Annotated in this window: 21 protein-coding genes; 12 read left to right on the top strand and 9 right to left on the bottom strand. The window is 64.6% G+C overall.

Going from position 1 to position 15,836, the window contains the following annotated elements; translation table 11 throughout:
• Position 1: 1 nt before the first annotated feature.
• Together AC4K8G_RS09060 and rpsU are read right to left on the bottom strand one after the other, a co-directional pair.
• Positions 2 to 481, bottom strand: coding sequence for an FKBP-type peptidyl-prolyl cis-trans isomerase (locus AC4K8G_RS09060; protein WP_491733824.1), 480 nt, complete (start codon positions 479 to 481; stop codon positions 2 to 4).
• Positions 482 to 500: 19 nt separating this feature from the next.
• Positions 501 to 707, bottom strand: coding sequence for a 30S ribosomal protein S21 (gene rpsU, locus AC4K8G_RS09055; protein WP_192588663.1), 207 nt, complete (start codon positions 705 to 707; stop codon positions 501 to 503).
• 251 nt (positions 708 to 958) lie between these two features.
• Here rpsU and AC4K8G_RS09050 point away from each other — a divergent pair, with 251 nt between their 5' ends.
• A complete protein-coding gene (locus AC4K8G_RS09050; protein ID WP_491733823.1) occupies positions 959 to 1,606 on the top strand; it encodes a murein L,D-transpeptidase catalytic domain family protein in 648 nt (215 codons plus the stop codon).
• Between the two features lie 51 nt (positions 1,607 to 1,657).
• Here the strand turns inward: AC4K8G_RS09050 and AC4K8G_RS09045 are convergent, their stop codons facing one another.
• A complete protein-coding gene (locus AC4K8G_RS09045; protein WP_491733822.1) occupies positions 1,658 to 2,986 on the bottom strand; it encodes a L,D-transpeptidase family protein in 1,329 nt (442 codons plus the stop codon).
• Between the two features lie 147 nt (positions 2,987 to 3,133).
• Here AC4K8G_RS09045 and AC4K8G_RS09040 point away from each other — a divergent pair, with 147 nt between their 5' ends.
• The 3 genes from AC4K8G_RS09040 (at position 3,134) to AC4K8G_RS09030 (ending at position 4,139) form a co-directional block, all read left to right on the top strand.
• Positions 3,134 to 3,439 carry a PilZ domain-containing protein gene (locus AC4K8G_RS09040; RefSeq protein WP_491733821.1) on the top strand — a complete coding sequence of 102 codons (306 nt, stop codon included), beginning with the start codon at positions 3,134 to 3,136 and terminating at the stop codon, positions 3,437 to 3,439.
• A 12-nt stretch (positions 3,440 to 3,451) separates the two neighbouring features.
• Entirely contained in the window at positions 3,452 to 3,757 is a 306-nt protein-coding gene (locus AC4K8G_RS09035; protein WP_491733820.1) for a PilZ domain-containing protein, read from the top strand.
• Between the two features lie 136 nt (positions 3,758 to 3,893).
• Positions 3,894 to 4,139 (top strand): hypothetical protein, encoded by a 246-nt coding sequence (locus AC4K8G_RS09030; RefSeq protein WP_491733819.1) that lies wholly within the window; start codon positions 3,894 to 3,896, stop codon positions 4,137 to 4,139.
• Positions 4,140 to 4,149: 10 nt separating this feature from the next.
• Here AC4K8G_RS09030 and AC4K8G_RS09025 read toward each other — a convergent pair whose 3' ends face one another.
• A complete protein-coding gene (locus AC4K8G_RS09025; RefSeq protein WP_491733818.1) occupies positions 4,150 to 5,031 on the bottom strand; it encodes a peptidylprolyl isomerase in 882 nt (293 codons plus the stop codon).
• Between the two features lie 63 nt (positions 5,032 to 5,094).
• Here AC4K8G_RS09025 and purT point away from each other — a divergent pair, with 63 nt between their 5' ends.
• Entirely contained in the window at positions 5,095 to 6,267 is a 1,173-nt protein-coding gene (purT, locus tag AC4K8G_RS09020; protein ID WP_491733817.1) for a formate-dependent phosphoribosylglycinamide formyltransferase, read from the top strand.
• 10 nt (positions 6,268 to 6,277) lie between these two features.
• On the top strand, positions 6,278 to 6,691 hold the full coding sequence (locus AC4K8G_RS09015) for a hypothetical protein (RefSeq protein WP_491733816.1): 414 nt from the start codon (positions 6,278 to 6,280) through the stop codon (positions 6,689 to 6,691).
• On the opposite strand, the gene AC4K8G_RS09010 is transcribed toward AC4K8G_RS09015, so the two are convergent.
• From AC4K8G_RS09010 to ykgO, 3 genes are all read right to left on the bottom strand, one after another.
• On the bottom strand, positions 6,688 to 6,972 hold the full coding sequence (locus AC4K8G_RS09010) for a hypothetical protein (RefSeq protein WP_491733815.1): 285 nt from the start codon (positions 6,970 to 6,972) through the stop codon (positions 6,688 to 6,690). The two genes, AC4K8G_RS09015 and AC4K8G_RS09010, sit on opposite strands and share 4 nt — an antisense overlap.
• Positions 6,973 to 7,048: 76 nt before the next feature.
• The gene (locus AC4K8G_RS09005; RefSeq protein WP_491733814.1) at positions 7,049 to 8,752 is read right to left on the bottom strand and encodes an ATP-binding cassette domain-containing protein; all 1,704 of its coding nucleotides are present in this window, start codon (positions 8,750 to 8,752) and stop codon (positions 7,049 to 7,051) included.
• 24 nt (positions 8,753 to 8,776) lie between these two features.
• On the bottom strand, positions 8,777 to 8,902 hold the full coding sequence (gene ykgO, locus AC4K8G_RS09000; protein WP_118857849.1) for a type B 50S ribosomal protein L36: 126 nt from the start codon (positions 8,900 to 8,902) through the stop codon (positions 8,777 to 8,779).
• A gap of 188 nt (positions 8,903 to 9,090) precedes the next feature.
• Between ykgO and AC4K8G_RS08995 the strand changes: the two genes are divergently transcribed.
• Complete coding sequence (locus tag AC4K8G_RS08995) at positions 9,091 to 9,528, top strand: EF-hand domain-containing protein (RefSeq protein ID WP_491733813.1); 438 nt, start codon at positions 9,091 to 9,093, stop codon at positions 9,526 to 9,528.
• Positions 9,529 to 9,573: 45 nt separating this feature from the next.
• Here AC4K8G_RS08995 and galE read toward each other — a convergent pair whose 3' ends face one another.
• Positions 9,574 to 10,569, bottom strand: a complete 996-nt coding sequence (gene galE, locus AC4K8G_RS08990; protein WP_491733812.1) for a UDP-glucose 4-epimerase GalE — start codon at positions 10,567 to 10,569, stop codon at positions 9,574 to 9,576.
• 71 nt (positions 10,570 to 10,640) lie between these two features.
• Between galE and AC4K8G_RS08985 the strand changes: the two genes are divergently transcribed.
• The 3 genes from AC4K8G_RS08985 (at position 10,641) to gpmA (ending at position 13,161) form a co-directional block, all read left to right on the top strand.
• Positions 10,641 to 11,222, top strand: coding sequence for a hypothetical protein (locus tag AC4K8G_RS08985; protein ID WP_491733811.1), 582 nt, complete (start codon positions 10,641 to 10,643; stop codon positions 11,220 to 11,222).
• Between the two features lie 80 nt (positions 11,223 to 11,302).
• Complete coding sequence (locus AC4K8G_RS08980; protein ID WP_491733810.1) at positions 11,303 to 12,475, top strand: M14 family metallopeptidase; 1,173 nt, start codon at positions 11,303 to 11,305, stop codon at positions 12,473 to 12,475.
• Complete coding sequence (gpmA, locus tag AC4K8G_RS08975; RefSeq protein WP_491733809.1) at positions 12,475 to 13,161, top strand: 2,3-diphosphoglycerate-dependent phosphoglycerate mutase; 687 nt, start codon at positions 12,475 to 12,477, stop codon at positions 13,159 to 13,161. The genes AC4K8G_RS08980 and gpmA overlap by 1 nt, the downstream gene beginning before the upstream one ends.
• 369 nt (positions 13,162 to 13,530) lie before the next feature.
• Here gpmA and AC4K8G_RS08970 read toward each other — a convergent pair whose 3' ends face one another.
• Positions 13,531 to 14,112: a GGDEF domain-containing protein gene (locus tag AC4K8G_RS08970; RefSeq protein ID WP_491733808.1), complete on the bottom strand. Its 582-nt coding sequence runs from the start codon at positions 14,110 to 14,112 to the stop codon at positions 13,531 to 13,533.
• Positions 14,113 to 14,292: 180 nt separating this feature from the next.
• On the opposite strand from AC4K8G_RS08970, the gene purE reads away from it, so the two are divergent.
• Together purE and AC4K8G_RS08960 are read left to right on the top strand one after the other, a co-directional pair.
• Positions 14,293 to 14,781: a 5-(carboxyamino)imidazole ribonucleotide mutase gene (gene purE, locus AC4K8G_RS08965; RefSeq protein ID WP_491733807.1), complete on the top strand. Its 489-nt coding sequence runs from the start codon at positions 14,293 to 14,295 to the stop codon at positions 14,779 to 14,781.
• A complete protein-coding gene (locus tag AC4K8G_RS08960) occupies positions 14,778 to 15,836 on the top strand; it encodes a 5-(carboxyamino)imidazole ribonucleotide synthase (RefSeq protein WP_491733806.1) in 1,059 nt (352 codons plus the stop codon). Before purE ends, AC4K8G_RS08960 begins: the two co-directional genes overlap by 4 nt.

Here is a 15,836-nt window from a genome sequence, read left to right as displayed (position 1 = left end):
CTTATTGCTGTGGAGCGCCCTGCTGCATCAGCGCGGCGTTCGGAACGACCTTCACGACATGGATGTCGAAGTCGAGGTCCGAGTTGGGCGGGATGCCCGGCGGTGACTGCTCGCCGTAGCCGAGCTTCGCCGGGATATGGGTCTTGTAGTGGCCGCCTTCCTGCATCTTCATCAGCGCTTCGGCGAATCCGGGGATCGTCGCGCTGGGAAGGACGGGGGCAGGCCCCTTGCCTGCGGTAGAATCGAATACCTTCCCGTCGGCCAGGCGGCCTTCATATTCGATCAGCACGCCGTCTTGCGCGGTGATCAGCGGGCCGGTGCCCGGCGTAACGGTTTCGACCTGGACGGTCCGGCCTCGAACGGAGTGAGCGCCGATCCAGGCAAGCCCGACGCCGGCGGCGATAACGAGGATGAACGCGAGCCACAGCTTGACCGCCCGGCCGGTGTGGGCGGGTCGGTGCGCGGCTTCAGCGACTGACATCGACTGTTTGCGGCTAGGCTTAGCGGGAGCCTTCGCGCTCGGCGCGCTTGCGCTCGAGCTTGCGGGCCCGGCGAATCGCCGCGGCGCGCTCGCGAGCGCGCTTCTCGCTCGGCTTCTCGTAATGACGGCGCAGCTTCATCTCGCGGTAGACGCCCTCGCGCTGCAGCTTCTTCTTGAGCGCGCGCAGCGCCTGCTCAACATTATTGTCGCGAACGATGATCTGCATAAAAACTCGTCACAACCCTTCTAAGGCAATAGGAATTGGCCTCCAGAGGAGAACCTCGGCGGCGCGCGGCCTGTAGCAGTGCATGTCCATGGGTTCAACCCGTTGCAATATCGTGACCGGTGCGACGAACCGAGCCAACCGAACGGCGGAAGGCGAAACCTGAACGATTAGGTTATCGGCCATTAACCCTTTGAATGTTAGAAACATCGCTTCACCGGGAGGGTTGCGACTTGTCACTGAATCGTCGGGAAATGTTGCGTTTGGGCGCCATGGGCGCGGCGGGAGCGATCATTTCGTCCTCGGCCGCATCGCAGGTGCTGCCGTCGATTCTGGTGCCGCAGCCGACCACGCCGCTGCCGCCCGCCCAGCCGCTGGTAGCTTCGGCGCCGGCCGGGATCGACCCGACTCTGTTCGCCAAGGCCAAGGCCGCGCTCGACATTCATAAGGTCGGGCCGCGCGACACGATCGGCGTCGTCGATTTCTCCAAGCCGTCGGACCAGGAGCGCTTCTTCCTCGTCGACCTGATGAGCGGCAATGTCGAGGCGCACCGCGTCGCCCACGGCCGTGGCTCGGACCCCGATCACTCGGGCTTCGTCGAGAAGTTTTCCAACGACTTCGGCTCCTATGCGAGCTCGAACGGCGCTTACACGACCGGCGATTATTATCAGGGCAAGTACGGGCTTTCGATGAAGGTCCGCGGCCTCGACTGGTCGAACTACAACGCTGAGCCGCGCGCCATCGTCATCCACAATGCCTGGTACGCCGAGGACGACATGATCCCGATCCACGGCAAGCTGGGCCGCTCGGAAGGTTGCTTCGCAATGAGCCGCAAGAGCCAGTGGGACGTGATGCGCAAGCTCGCCGGCGGCCGGATGATCTACGCGGAGAAGCTGGCTTAAGCCTCGGCTTTCAAAGGAATTCAAAAGCCCCGCTTCGGCGGGGCTTTTTTCTTACCGGGACGCGACCTGGTCCGGCTTCGGCTTGGGCGCGGTCATGCTCGCCCCGCCGTCCTTCATGTTGAGCGCAGTCATGGCCTTGCCGTCGCGGCCGTAGAGGTCCTGGTAATCGACGATGCTGCCGTCGTTGAGCGCGGCCGCGCTGAAATAGACGATGTAGACCGGGAGCGGCTTCACGAAGTTGGCCTGCTTGGTCTTGCCTGTGGCGAGCTGCGCCTGGATCTTTGAAGACGTCCACGGGCCGTTGTCGTCGCCGAGCAATTCGGTCGCGAGATCCATGATATGCTCGGTCCGGATACAGCCGTGGCTCAGCGCGCGCATGCGGCTGCTGAAGCGGCTCCGCGCATTGGTATCGTGCAGGTAGATGTTGTGCGGGTTGTACATCACGAATTTGACCTGCCCGAGGGCGTTGGTCGGCCCAGGCGGCTGGCTCCAGCGGAGCAGCTTGCCGTCCTTCATGATGGGCACGAAGCCCTTTTTGCCCGAGACTTCATGCGTGATGCTCGGCGGCACCTCCCAAGAAGGGTTGAGCATCACGCCCACCGCCATGGCTGACAATTGTGGGGTCGGCGTCTTGGTCGCGCCGGCGATCGCGCGCTGCTTCCAGCGGTTGACGCCATTTTCGACCAGGGTTGCGTGGAAGCCGGGCACGTTCACGATGATATATTTCTGGCCTAGGTCGCGCGGCAGCCAGCGCCAGCGGTCCATGTTGAGCCTGATTCGGTCGCGCTTCGCTTTGTCGCTTTCCGGGGTGATCTCCAGCGCGGCCTTGAGCGCGGCATATTGCGGGTGCGTCGGAAGCAGGCCGTTGAGCGCTGCCGCAAGCTGGTGCGTCGCCAGCGCATTGCGCAGCAAGGCATCCTGCTTGGCCGCGTCAAGGTCGTTGTCGACCACGAACCACTGGATCCGCCCACCCTTCTTCACATGGCCGAGCGCGAGGTCGGACGAGACACGGTTGAAGCGGTCGGTGGCCGCGGCGGACAGAGCGACGGGGTCGCCGGCCTGGATCGCGGCAGTGAGACCGGCCGCGTCATAATCGGCGGGGTTTAGGCCCTCGCTGCCGATCTGCTGGATATAATAGACGAGGTCCTGCGCGCTGACCGGGTCCCACATGACCGGCGGAAGAGGAGGCGGTGTCGGCAAAACCGGTTGAGCGGCGACGGCGGGCGCCCCCGGCACGGCGGCGTCGGGCTTCGGAGTCGGCACGGTCGCCGGCTTCGGCGGCGCCGTCTGGGCGAGCGCGGCCGCACCTGAGAAAGCTGCAAGTGCAGTGAATAGCATGAGGGACTTCGAACGCCGGCCCATCGGCTTCAACTCGTTCATTTTAAAACGAATACCCCGTCTTCCCAGTCGATTCATACACGCGATCCGAAGCGGTCGCCAGTGACCGCCAGGCAACAGTTTGTTGCAAACCAATCCTTAAGCCAAGCTGGCTAGGATGCGGGCCGCCTTTTGTGGGGAGGCAGGTAAGTGGCGTCTAGTTTCTTTCTTGATGGCGGGATGATCCCGCGGACCGAGCAGCGTTCGATCGACGAACGCGGCGAGGCACGGCATGCGGCTGTCTCCGGCACCGCCGTGCTCGAGTTCCGCGGCCGCAAGCATGTGGTTCGCTTGGTCAACGTGTCGGGATCGGGCGCCATGGTCATTTTCCCACACATCCCGAATATCGGGGAACGATTGCCGCTCCAGCTCCTTGACCGGGGCGCAGTCTCGGCACAGGTGCGATGGGTGAAGGAAGGCCGCATCGGCCTGTCCTTCGCATTCCCGCCGGAGTAGCGGCGGATGGAGATGAGTTTCGTGATGAAGGCTCGGATAGCCGAGGATGAAAGCGAACGGCGCCAATATTCGCGGCTGCCGGTCGAGCTTGACGCGAAGATGCGTGAGCTCGGCGCCAATGGCGTCGAGGCGAAGGTGCTGAACATCTCCGAACGGGGCTTCATGGCCATTGCCGAAGGCCATTTCGAAGTGGGGACGCGCGTGTGGCTGATGCTTCCGGGCCGGGAGCGCGCCAACGCGGTCGTCAAATGGACCGCTGGAGAGAAGCTGGGCGCCGAATTCGCCGAGCCGATCTCGCTCGACGAGGTCAAGGACTGACTGTCGATACCGGCCGCTGATCGGGCGCCCGGCTCGATTCGCCTCAACCCGCCAAGTGCTTGCCCTTCTTCGAGCCCGGACGGGCTGCAACCTCGTCGCCGGCTGCTCGTTGGGGAGGCCGAAAGGAAGGTCTGCCATGATCAACCTTGCGACGAGCGAGGTCCGCAAGCCCAATGAGCGGGGCTATCACGCAGTTTACCGCGAACATGAGGTCAACCACTGCCCGGGATGCGGGCGCATCCAGTGGCTGATTGGTCGCATGTCGGCCGAATGCGCTTTCTGCGCGACCGCGCTGCCACTGGCCGAGGCGAGCATGCGTTCGCACAACGGCCCGGTGATTATCCAGCACAAGAACCGCGACCTGCACGCCTGGGCCGCTTAGGTCACTAAGTTCAGCCCTTCTTCCTGACGGGCACCTGGACGTTGCACAGGTCGACGCCGCCTGCCGGGCGGATGTAGAAATCGTCGTGCCGGTTGGCGCGGATCTTCAAATAGTTGGCGAAGGTCGCGCTCCCCGTATCCATATATTCGTAGGTGGGACGGTCCTTGGTGGGCATCTCGCTCGCCAGCCGCACGGACGCGATCGGCACGTACATGGCTGCATCCTTGTAGAAGCCGAGCGCCTCCGTCCCGCGCGGCAATGAGCTTAGCTTGTCGATCCCGTCGACCACCCGGCCGACGACCGCGATCACGCGATCGAGCTGGCGCGGCGCCTGGCCGATGACCGCATAGAGCTCCCCGCCCGTACCGGTGTCGGGCGAGAGGTCGCGGCCCACGCCGACGCTCGCGTAGCAATGGGCGAGGTTCGCCCAGCCTGCCTTGGGGCTGTAGGCAACCGGCCAGCCATCGGCGAAACCCGCGCCCGGAGCGTAAGGGTCGGCATAGCCGAGCGGCTTGATCTTCAGCCCCTTGAGCGCCCGCGTATATTCGGCAGGCGGCTTGGCTACGACACCGGCGGGGAACGGCTTGTCGCTGTCGTTGCGGCCCCATTGCGCGACATAATTGTCCTGCACGCGATAGACCGTCGCGCCGTTCCAGTAATTGGCGCGCGCCAGGATCTTGATGTTGGCGACGTGGACCGGGGTAAATTCCGGCGCCAGCTGCACCACCACGCGCCCGCCGCTCTTCAGGTCGATGACCATCAAATCGTCAGGGCTGATCGTCTTCCACGCGCTAGCGGGCGAGGCAGCGACGACATCGTTGGGCGTAAGCTTCTTGGCCGGAACAGCGGCAATGGTCAGCGCGGCAACGGTGATCAGTAGCAACGAACGCATGGATACTCCCCCTCCATCGCCACCGGTCTAGCCGAGCATTCGCGGCGCGGCTATCGCCAGCGCATGTACCTTGCCACCCTGATGCTGCTCGGTTCCGGCGAGCTCGGCCGCGAATTCGCCATTGCCGCCAAGCGGCTCGGTTGCCGGGTCATCGCCTGCGACCGCTACGCCAATGCGCCGGCGATGCAGATTGCCGACGCCTTCGAAGTGTTCCCGATGCTCGACGGCAAGGCGCTCCGCGCCGCGGTCAAGAAGCATAAGCCGGACTTCATCGTGCCCGAGATCGAAGCGATCGACACGGCGACCCTGGCCGCGCTGGAGGTTGAAGGCTGGCACGTCGCGCCGTCAGCCAGGGCGGTGCAGCTGACGATGAACCGTGACGGCATTCGCGATTTTGCCGCGATGGAGCTGGCGCTCATCACCTCAAAATACCGCTTCGCCGAAAGCCGCGAGGAGGCGATCGCCGCCGCGGCCGAAGTCGGCCTGCCGTGCGTGGTGAAGCCGGTCATGTCGAGCTCGGGTAAGGGCCAAAGCACGGCGAAGGACGCGGACGAAGTCGGCAAGGCCTGGGACTATGCAGTCGAGAAGATGCGCGGCGACCGGCCGCGGGTGATCGTCGAGGAATTCATCAAGTTCGACAGCGAGATCACGCTTCTCACCATCGCGACCAAGGACGGGGTACTATTCTGTCCGCCGATCGGCCACCGCCAGGAGGCGGGCGACTATCGCGAAAGCTGGCAGCCGGCCGCCATCTCGCAAGGCGCGCTTCAATCGTCCCGCCACCAGGCGCGCAAGGTGGTCGAAGCGCTCGGCGGCTATGGCATCTTCGGGGTCGAGTTCTTCGTTTCCGGCGACCAGGCGATCTTTTCCGAGCTTAGCCCCCGCCCGCACGACACCGGGATGGTCACCCTGATCTCGCAATTTCCGAACGAGTTCGAGCTTCACCTGCGCGCGATTCTCGAACTTCCGATCCCGTCGATCGAGCTTGCCGGCCCGTCAGCATCGGCGGTGATCCTGGGCGATCGGGAAAGCGACAAGTTCAGCTTCGAGGGCGTCGCCGAAGCGCTTGCTCTCGGCGCATCGCGCAACCCCGTCGATGTCAGGCTGTTCGCCAAGCCAACGACCCTGCCCAATCGGCGGATGGGCGTCGCCTTGGCCCGCGCGGAAACCATCGAAGATGCAGTCGAACGCGCCAAGGCTGCAGCCGCTCGCGTCAAGATTCGTTATGACCGGTGAAGGAGGAAGCATGATCCGCTCACTCACACTGGCGCTGTTGGGCGCCGTCGCGCTCGCGGGATGCAACGATCAGGGCCCGCCGCAGAACCAGACGAAGATTCGCGTGACCAGCGCCGAGCAACAGCAACTGCATCAGCTCGACGCCGTCAACCTCGCCATCGGCCTCAAGCGCGCGATCTACGATGCCGGCTACACCTGCAAGCGCGTCACCGATGCCGGCTTCGTCGGCACCTACGAGAACCTCGACATGTGGATGGCGCACTGCGTCTACGACGGCGGGCAGCCGCGCGACTGGGCGGTGTTCGCCGGTCCCGATGGCAGCGCGCAGGTCCGTGACTGCAAGGATGTGCCCGGAAGCGGGCTACCCGATTGCGTGATCAAGGAGCGCCCGAAGGGCAAGTTCGACGAGCCGAGTAAGCCCTAGCCCGGATTGCTCGGGTTGCACTGGCGCGTTTCCTTATACTCGCCAGAGGCGGACCGTTCCTTGATCGTCACGCAATTGCCCTGACGCACTTCCTCGCGCCAACTTCCGTCCGGATTGGTCACGCGGTTGCCCGCCTTGGGCACGCGCTTGCCGTCCTTGATCTCGTAGCTCCAGCCCTTCGGGGTCTGCTGGCTCTGGGCCGAGGCGGCGGTGGCATAACCAGCCGTCGCGGCAAGCGCGACCGCGCCCAATACCAGCGCTCTTTTGGCGGTTCTGTTCATCACACGACTCCTCATGGTCCCGATTACCGTTTCGGGGGTGAACCGGACGTGAAACGGTTCGTCAGCTTAAATATCTCTAACCGCCCCGCTTCTCCAGCTTTCCATGTCGGATGCGGAGGACGGAGTCGCAATGGCCGAGGGTGGATTCGCGATGCGCGACGATCAGCGCGGCTGGGCGCGGCTTCAACGAACGAAGCCTGTGGAGCAGCGCTGCTTCGCTCTGGGCGTCGAGTGCGGCAGTCGCCTCGTCGAGGATGAGCAAGCTGGGTTTCCGAAGCAGCGCGCGGGCAATGACCAGCCGCTGGCGCTCTCCGCCGGAAAGCTGGCTTCCGCGATCGCCGACACTCTCGTCGAGTGCGCCCGCGAATGCGCGGATGCGTTGGCTGAGCTCGACCGCGTCCAGCGCCGCCCATAATTCCTCGTCCGATGCGGTCGCCCCCTCCGCGAGCAGGTTCGCACGGACGCTGTCGTTGAACACGCTTCCTTCCTGACCAACGTAGCCGAGCCCTGCGCGCCATTGCTCGAGCTCGCGGTCCTGCAGGCGTGCGTCATCCACGCTGACCTGGCCGTCGGTCGGCTCCAGCAGGCCGGCGACCAGGTCGAGAAGCGTCGTCTTGCCGGCACCGGACGGCCCAGCAAGCCCGAGCCACTCCCCTGGCTTGACCGTCAGCGACGTCCGCTTGAGCCCAAGCCCTGGCTGGTGCTCGAAACCCGCAGCTTCGAGCCTCAGCTCTGCCCATTTGAGTGGGACATCGGACGAGGGGGCCGGCTCCCCTGCCACAAGGCCGCCGATGCGGCGTTCGATGGCGGCGAACGACGGCGCCATCGCTGCGATATTTTGAGCCGCCTGCTGTAGCTGCTGCGCCGGGTTGCTCATCCGCGCGAACAGAATGAGGGCCGCGATCAGCACCGGAAACGGGAGGTGTAGTACCCGCACGCCGATAAACAGAAGGAGGGCCGCGGTCAGCGCGGCACCGAGCGCGGCAAGCTGCTGCGCCGATGAATAATCGCGCGTGAAGCGAACCACCTGCGATCCCGCGGCATCGAGGGTGCGTCCATATTCGGCGAGGAACGGCCCAACCGTGCCTTGGGCAAGCGCCGCTTTCAGGCCCGCGTGCAGTCGAAATCCCGATTCTGCGCTTTCGCTCGCCGACTCCTGGATGGCGATTCCGCTCAGGACTCCGCGCCGAAACCAGCGCGTGGCGGCGATTCCACCTACCGCCAAGATGGCAACCGCGACCAGGGTGAGCGCGGGAGAAAGAATGGACGTCAGCGTGAGCTGTACCAGCAGCATCGTCAGCGCGACCACGAACTGCTGCGCATATTGCATCGCGAGGGTCGAGCGCGGGACGTCGCTCAGCAGCAGGGACTGCATCCCGGCCTGGCCCACTTTACTGGCGAAGCTCCAGCCGCGCGCGGCCAGCGTGGCGGCGGCGCGCAGCTTCAGCGACCGCTCGTAACCGGTCTGCAAGCGGCTGGTCAGGACATCACGGGCGTAAAGGAGCGCCGATCGCGCGGCCATCGCGCCCACGAACAGCGCGAGCGCGATTATGAAGCGCTGGCCTGGCGCGATATTCACGAGCCAGGGCGCGAATTGGCCGATCCGCGCACTGTCCTCGCCGATCGCGACCGACGCCAGCGGCACGATCATTAGCAGGCCGGAGCCCTCGGCGACGGCGGCGAGCAGAATCACGCCAAGCGCGAGCCACAGCCCCGCGCCAGCGTAAGTTCGATAATCGTGGAGGAGCGCGCGAATGCCGCGCTGCTCGGCCCGGTTCATGGAATGACCGGGCGCGTGCGTGCCTTAGCCCTGCCGCGCCTTGAAGCGACGGTTCGTCTTGTTGATGACGTAGGTGCGCCCGCGACGGCGGATCACGCGGCAATCCCGGTGGCGCGCCTTCAGCGACTTCAAGCTATTGCGAATCTTCATGGCCGGGCGCCTGCCTCGTAATCTCGTGTTTAGGTTATTGGAAAGGTCCGAAAACCGGCCGTCCCCCTAGAGAGCGGCCTTGGCGAAGTCAAGCCGCGAGGGCGCTCGTTTCGGAACCATAAGGCCTTGGTGCGGTTAAATTCCTGCCAAACAAGGCAGCGGGAGGGCTCGTGTAACAGGAGGCCCTCATGAGAAGACTTATCATTGCAACCCTGCTCGCGGGAGGCGCGGCCCTGGCGGGCTGCGCGACGGTCCCGCCCCCGGCGACGATCGCCGCGGCCGGCGGCGTTTGCGGCAGTTATGGCTATATCGATGTCAACAACGACGGCTACATCACCGGCGACGAGTGGAACACGTTCCGCACCAGAAGCTACGGCGACTGGGACCTCAATCACGATGGCCGCGTGAGCCAGAGCGAGTTTGAGTCCTGCTATCGGGGCGGCGGCTTCTACCGCACCACCTACTACAACCCCGACTATTGGAATTATTATTGGCGTGGATTCGACGCCAATGGCGACGGCTATCTCAGCGCCGACGAATATTGGGGAACGTCGAGCTGGGCGACGATCGATCGCAACCACAATGGCCGGATCGATTCCGACGAATGGGTCTGGTGGACCCCGTAATTCTTCAACCTGGAGGCCCGGCGCTCATGGCGGTGCCGGGCTTCCTTACTTTTCCGCGCTGAGCTTACGCTCCCAGGCGAGCGCGTCGGCGACGATCCGGTCGATGTCCTGATATTGCGGCTTCCAGTCGAGCGCTTCGCGAATGCGATCGTTCGCGGACACGAGCTCGGGCGGGTCACCAGCGCGCCGACCTTCCATGACCCGCTTCAACGGCATGTTGGTCAGCCGGTCTACCGCATCGAGTACGTCGAGCACCGACAGCCCACGGCCGTAGCCGCAATTCACGACGAGATTCTCGTCCGGGTGGTCGATCAGCCATTGCAGCGCCTGGACGTGGGCGGCGGCGAGATCGCTGACGTGGATATAGTCGCGGATGCAGGTGCCGTCCGGTGTCGGGTAATCGCTGCCGTAGACCGCGACATGCGCGCGTTTGCCCACCGCGGCTTCGACCGCAACCTTGATCAAATGGGTGGATCCGGGACCCGCCTGCCCTGACCGGCCCTGAGGATCGGCGCCCGCGACGTTGAAATAGCGCAGCGCGCCATAATTGAACGGATAGGCCGCCGCGGCATCCTCGAGCATGCGCTCGGTCATCAGCTTGGAAGCGCCATAGGGATTGATCGGCTGCTTCGGATCGCCCTCGCGGATGGGAACGCTCTCCGGCTCGCCGTAGACCGCGGCGGTTGAGGAAAAGAGGATGTGCTTCACGCCGGCGTCGACCGCGGCGGTCAGCAGGGAATGCGTCGCGACGGTGTTGTTGCGATAATAATCGAGCGGCTTTTCAACCGATTCCGGAACCACGATCGATCCGGCGAAATGCATGATTGCGCCGATCTTCTGTTCCTTGAGGGCCCGGTTGACCAGCGCCCCGTCAGCGATCGACCCTTCGAAGAACGGTATATCGTCGGGCACCAATTCGCGTCGGCCAGTCGACAGGTCGTCGATCACGGCGACCGTCCAGCCGGCATCCTTCAACGCGAGCACCGCATGGCTGCCGATGTACCCGGCGCCGCCGGTGACCAGAACGTTGGGCTTTTGCATGAAGCGCTGGCTAGCGAAGCGCATTTGCCTCCGCTACCCCTTCTTACCGAAGATTATCGGGGAGGCAGTCGATGGGACGAGTATTGGCGATCGGCATCGCGGGCGCGGCGGCGCTCCTGGCAGGTGCGGCTGAGGCCCAGACGACCGGCGAGATGACGATCTACTCCAAGGGTCATTTCAAAGGGGCGAACCTCGGCCTCGCCGGCCCCCTTACCAACATAGACCCTGTGTTCACCGCAAAGAGCATCCAGATCACGCCGGGCTCGGCCTGGGAAGTGTGTAGCGGAAAGACGTTCACGGGCTGCAAGCGGATCGACAAATCGGTTGAAAGCGGGATCTTTTCGGTGCGCTCGGCGCGCCCGATCGCGCCCGTGATCGCGACCCGCGTCGGCCCGGGGATAACGGAAGGCCCGGACGGAACGATCGAGCCTCCCAACCAGTCGCTGCGCGGGCTCGCGAGCGAGTTCTTCGTCGCGCCCAACCAGGGCGGCCAACGCGTCGGCGTGCCCGACAACCGGCCGGAGAATATGCGCAAGGCCGCCGACCAGTTCTGCCAGGCGGCCGGGTGGCGCCAATCGGTGCATGCCCGCGTCCAGCAGGTAGGCGCCGTCTATTATCTCGTCGACGTTCTGTGCTCGAACGACGCCGGCTAGCGAGCCACGCAAGGTTGCGGGTGACCCAAATTCGGCTATCAGGCCCCGCGACTTTCCCAGCCAGTTAAACGAGTACGGCCATGGCAATCACGATTTCGAGCTCATTCGACGCGGGCAACATCCGCGTCGCCAACCAGGATGGCGACCGCTTCGACCTCGAAATCGTGGCGGACCACATGTCCGATTTCTACCAGTGGTTCTACTTTCGTCTTGCTGGCGCAGCCGGCCGCGAAGTGACCCTGCGCATCACCAACTGCGCCGCTTCGGCCTACCCGCACGGCTGGCCCGACTACAAAGGCGTGATGAGCCTCGACCGCGAAGAATGGGTCCGGATCACCGACACAAGCTACGCGAACGGCGTGCTGACGATGAAGCTGACCCCGCCGCAAGATGTGGTGTGGATCGCTTATTTCGCGCCTTACTCGATGGAGCGGCATCACGACCTCGTCACCCAAACCGCGCTTATCCCCGGCGTTGGCTATCGCTCGCTCGGCAAAACTCTCGACGGCCAGGACATCGACTGCCTGACGATCGGCGAAGGCTCCTTGAACGTGTGGCTCTACGCCCGCCAGCACCCGGGCGAGAGCATGGCCGAATGGTGGATGGAAGGCGCGCTCGAGAAGCTCGTCGATGAGGATGACCCGATCGCCCGCGTGCTGCGCAAGAAATGTACGTTCCGCGTCGTTCCCAACATGAACCCCGATGGATCTCGGCGCGGCCACCTGCGCACCAACGCGGTCGGCGTGAACCTCAACCGCGAATGGCATGCGCCTTCGGCGGAGAAGAGCCCGGAAGTCCTGTGCGTGCGCAATGCAATGGACGAGACCGGGGTCGATTTCGCGATGGACGTCCACGGCGACGAGGCGATCCCCGCAAACTTCCTTGCTGGCTTCGAAGGCATCCCGTCGCACACCGACCGGCAACAAAAACTGTTCGAGCTGTTCGGCGAAACGCTGGAGCGGCTGTCGCCCGATTTCCAGCGGCAGAAGGGCTATGAAATCTCCGCGCCGGGCGAAGCGAACATGAGCATGTCGACCACGCAGCTGGCGGAACGCTACGGCTGTGTTTCGATGACGCTCGAAATGCCATTCAAGGATAACTTCGACCTTCCGGACGAGGTTTACGGCTGGTCGCCGCAGCGCTCGAAATACCTCGCTTACGCCTGCCTCGACGCGCTCCACGCGATCCTTCCGCAGCTTTCGGCGGCGACCGCCCAGCGCGATTCCGCCAAGCGCGAGAAGGTCGAAGCTTAATGCCGGCTCTTGTTCTCCTGCGGCACGGACAGTCGCAGTGGAACCTCGAGAATCGCTTCACCGGCTGGTGGGACGTCGACCTTAGCGATCAGGGGATCGCCGAAGCGCGCGCCGCCGGGGCACTGCTCCGCGACAAGGGCTTCGACTTCGATTGCTGCTTCACCAGCGTCCTGACGCGCGCCATTCGCACCCTCCACCTGGTGCTTCACGAAATGGACCGGCTCTGGCTCCCGGTGACCAAGGACTGGCGCTTGAACGAGCGCCACTACGGCGGGCTGACCGGCCTCAACAAGCAGGAGATGATCGACAAGGTCGGTGCCGAGCAGGTCAAGATCTGGCGCCGCTCGTTCGACATCCCACCGCCACCACTGGAGGCGGACAGCCCCTACAACGTCAGCCGCGACCGCCGCTACGCCGGGATCGACGTGCCGCAGACCGAAAGCCTCAAGGAAACGATCGCGCGCGCGGTGCCTTATTACGAGCGTGAGATCGCGCCGGCGCTGAAGTCGGGCAAGCGCGTGCTCGTCGCCGCCCACGGCAATTCGCTGCGCGGGATCATCAAATATCTGTCCGAGATCGGCGATGATGAGATTGTCGGGCTCGAGATCCCGACCGGGAAACCGATCGTCTACGACCTTCGCGACGACCTCTCGGTCGAGCGCCGTTACTACCTCGACGACGAATAGCTAGCGGCGCAGCGCAAAGACTCCGTTGGCCGATCCGTTGGTCATCGTCCCGCCCGCCGACGATCGTGCCGTAGTAATGGGACTGGCCGCCGCCGGCATAGGCGAAGTTGATATAGCCGTCGGAATCGACACTCCACGTGCCTCGTTCATCGCCATTGTCGACGAACGTTCCGTCGGATGCGAAATCCCACCACGATCCGTCGCTGTCAAAGCCGTCGATCCCGCGCCAGTCGGTCTGCCCCGTCCAGCGTCCGACATAATCCTGCGCTGTCGCGGCCTGCGCCGGTGGTAATGGCAAGGTCGCCGCAGCGGCCACGGCCGCCGCCAGCAGAATGTGCTTCAATCTGGAAGCCATTTCCCCCTCCTTTTTTACGCGGCTTCAGCCTTTCTTCGGTACATTTCCTGGTCGGCCCGCGCGATGACTTCGTCCGCGCTGTCGCCCGGCGAGATCATCGTCACCCCGATCGCAACGCTTAAGGGAAGCTGTTCCCCGTCGTGGGTGAAGCCGCGCCCGGCAATGACGTCGACCAGCCGCTGGGCGGCCTCGTGCGCCTTTTCGCTATCGGAATGGGCGAGCAGGATACCGAATTCGTCGCCGCCGATGCGCGCGACGACGTCGCTCTTGCGAACGCCGCCGATCAGCATGTCGGCCGCCTGGATCAGGGCCTGGTCGCCGGCCTGGTGGCCGAAGCTGTCGTTGATCATCTTCAGCCCGTCGAGGTCGACGTAGAGCATCGCCGATGGCTCGCTGTAGCGGCTTGCCCGGTCGATGAAGCGCTCCAGCGCGCGCATGAAGCCGCGGCGGTTGGGGAGATTGATCAGCGCGTCCTGATGGGCGAGCTGGTCGAGTTGCTCGACGCGCGCCTGCAGCTGCGCGACCTTGCCGCGCAGTTGGTCGATCTCGTCGATCAGGCGGTCCACGTTCGGACCGTCGGTCAGCTGGTCAGACATTGCCCCCCGAGCCGGTTTTCGTCTGCCGCCAAGTCATAGCGCGATTCCAACCCCTTGAAAATGTTGGTGCTTGACCGCGGAAATCACCTCGCGAGCATCACCGCGGCCAAGCCGTGATTGCCTAGCCAGAATCCTCACCCTAAACGAGCCTCTTCCAGGCAATTGCGTCAAGGCGGGACAATGCATGACGATGGGCCGCTGGTCGGCATCATCATGGGCAGCAAATCCGATTGGGAGACGATGCGCCATGCCGCCGAGACGCTGGAGACGCTTGGGGTCCCCCACGAAACCAAGGTCGTCTCCGCCCACCGCACACCGAAGCGCCTCTACGATTATGCCCATTCGGCCAGGGATCGCGGCCTCAAGGTCGTGATCGCGGGCGCCGGCGGTGCGGCGCATCTCCCCGGCATGACGGCGTCGATGACCTCGCTTCCGGTGCTTGGCGTTCCGGTCGAAAGCCAGGCGCTCAAAGGCATGGATAGCCTGTTGTCGATCGTCCAGATGCCGGCCGGCATCCCGGTCGGCACGCTCGCCATCGGCAAGGCCGGGGCGATCAACGCCGCGCTCCTCGCTGCGGCGATGCTCGCCACCACCGACGATGCGCTTGCGGCGCGGCTCGAGGCATGGCGCGAAAATCAGACTGGGTCGGTGGCCGAAGCGCCGGAATGACTGCCTCGCCCGGTTCCACGATCGGTATAATCGGCGGCGGCCAACTTGGCCGAATGCTCAGCATGGCGGCGGCGCAGCTCGGCTACAAATGCCACATCTTCGATCCGCACGAGCACGGTCCCGCCGCGCAGGTGTCTGCCAGGTTCACCCGCGCCGCCTACGACGATGTCGAGGCGCTGAGGAAGTTTGCGAGCGAAGTGGATATCGCAACCTACGAGTTCGAGAATTTGCCGGTCGGCCCGCTCGAGGTCCTCGGCGACAAGCTCAGGCCGAGTGCGCGCTCGCTCGCCATCGCGCAGGACCGCGCGAAGGAGAAGGAGTTCATCGAACGCTGCGATGCACGTGTCGCTCCGTGGCGCGCGGTATCGACCCTCGAAGAGATGGAAGCCGCGGTCGCTGCGCTGGGCACCCCGGTCGTGCTGAAAACCCGACGCTACGGCTATGACGGCAAGGGTCAGGCGTGGATCCGCGATCCGGCCGAGGCCGCCGCGGCCTGGGAAGCGATCGGGCGCGAGCCTGCCGTTGCCGAGGCGGGCGTGGACTTCACCGCCGAATTTTCGGTGATCATCGCGCGCTGGGCCGATGGCCGCCACTGCTTCTGGGATTCAGCCGAGAACCAGCATGGCGAGGGCATCCTCCGTCGTTCGACCGTGCCGTGCAGCGACGCAGTCGCGGTGCAGGTCGAGGAAGCGCGCGAAGCGACGCTCAGGATAGCCGAGGCGCTCGATCACATCGGCGTCCTCACCGTGGAGTTCTTTGCCAGCGAGACGGGCCCGGTCGTCAACGAGATCGCGCCGCGCGTGCACAACAGCGGGCACTGGACGATCGAAGGCGCGGTGACCTCGCAGTTCGAGCAGCATATCCGCGCGATCTGCGACCTTCCGCCCGGCTCGACCGCACTGGCCGGCAGCGGCGCGACGATGGACAACCTCATCGGCCGCGATGTCGATCGCTGGGCCGAACTCGTCGCCGAGCCCGATCTCCACGTCCACATTTACGGCAAGGGTGAAGCGCGCCCCGGCCGCAAGATGGGCCATGTGACGCGGGTGAAGTAG

This window comes from Sphingomonas sp. SP3 (genome assembly GCF_058514305.1).
The sequence above is the reverse complement of the archived record's forward strand: the minus strand, read 5'-3'. Positions and strand labels throughout refer to the sequence as shown.

Excerpts from the sequence above, each read along its gene's own strand:
- ykgO (WP_118857849.1), bottom strand. The coding sequence starts at position 8,902 with ATGAAGATTCGCAATAGCTTGAAGTCGCTGAAGGCGCGCCACCGGGAT.
- galE (WP_491733812.1), bottom strand. The coding sequence starts at position 10,569 with ATGCAAAAGCCCAACGTTCTGGTCACCGGCGGCGCCGGGTACATCGGC.
- AC4K8G_RS09025 (WP_491733818.1), bottom strand. The coding sequence starts at position 5,031 with ATGCGTTCGTTGCTACTGATCACCGTTGCCGCGCTGACCATTGCCGCT.
- AC4K8G_RS08970 (WP_491733808.1), bottom strand. The coding sequence starts at position 14,112 with ATGTCTGACCAGCTGACCGACGGTCCGAACGTGGACCGCCTGATCGAC.
- AC4K8G_RS08960 (WP_491733806.1), top strand. The coding sequence starts at position 14,778 with ATGACTGCCTCGCCCGGTTCCACGATCGGTATAATCGGCGGCGGCCAA.
- AC4K8G_RS09005 (WP_491733814.1), bottom strand. The coding sequence starts at position 8,752 with ATGAACCGGGCCGAGCAGCGCGGCATTCGCGCGCTCCTCCACGATTAT.
- AC4K8G_RS09035 (WP_491733820.1), top strand. The coding sequence starts at position 3,452 with ATGAGTTTCGTGATGAAGGCTCGGATAGCCGAGGATGAAAGCGAACGG.
- AC4K8G_RS09030 (WP_491733819.1), top strand. The coding sequence starts at position 3,894 with ATGATCAACCTTGCGACGAGCGAGGTCCGCAAGCCCAATGAGCGGGGC.
- AC4K8G_RS09045 (WP_491733822.1), bottom strand. The coding sequence starts at position 2,986 with ATGAACGAGTTGAAGCCGATGGGCCGGCGTTCGAAGTCCCTCATGCTA.
- AC4K8G_RS09015 (WP_491733816.1), top strand. The coding sequence starts at position 6,278 with ATGATCCGCTCACTCACACTGGCGCTGTTGGGCGCCGTCGCGCTCGCG.
- purE (WP_491733807.1), top strand. The coding sequence starts at position 14,293 with ATGCATGACGATGGGCCGCTGGTCGGCATCATCATGGGCAGCAAATCC.
- AC4K8G_RS09010 (WP_491733815.1), bottom strand. The coding sequence starts at position 6,972 with ATGAACAGAACCGCCAAAAGAGCGCTGGTATTGGGCGCGGTCGCGCTT.
- AC4K8G_RS09060 (WP_491733824.1), bottom strand. The coding sequence starts at position 481 with ATGTCAGTCGCTGAAGCCGCGCACCGACCCGCCCACACCGGCCGGGCG.
- rpsU (WP_192588663.1), bottom strand. The coding sequence starts at position 707 with ATGCAGATCATCGTTCGCGACAATAATGTTGAGCAGGCGCTGCGCGCG.
- AC4K8G_RS08995 (WP_491733813.1), top strand. The coding sequence starts at position 9,091 with ATGAGAAGACTTATCATTGCAACCCTGCTCGCGGGAGGCGCGGCCCTG.
- gpmA (WP_491733809.1), top strand. The coding sequence starts at position 12,475 with ATGCCGGCTCTTGTTCTCCTGCGGCACGGACAGTCGCAGTGGAACCTC.
- AC4K8G_RS08985 (WP_491733811.1), top strand. The coding sequence starts at position 10,641 with ATGGGACGAGTATTGGCGATCGGCATCGCGGGCGCGGCGGCGCTCCTG.
- purT (WP_491733817.1), top strand. The coding sequence starts at position 5,095 with ATGTACCTTGCCACCCTGATGCTGCTCGGTTCCGGCGAGCTCGGCCGC.
- AC4K8G_RS08980 (WP_491733810.1), top strand. The coding sequence starts at position 11,303 with ATGGCAATCACGATTTCGAGCTCATTCGACGCGGGCAACATCCGCGTC.
- AC4K8G_RS09050 (WP_491733823.1), top strand. The coding sequence starts at position 959 with ATGTTGCGTTTGGGCGCCATGGGCGCGGCGGGAGCGATCATTTCGTCC.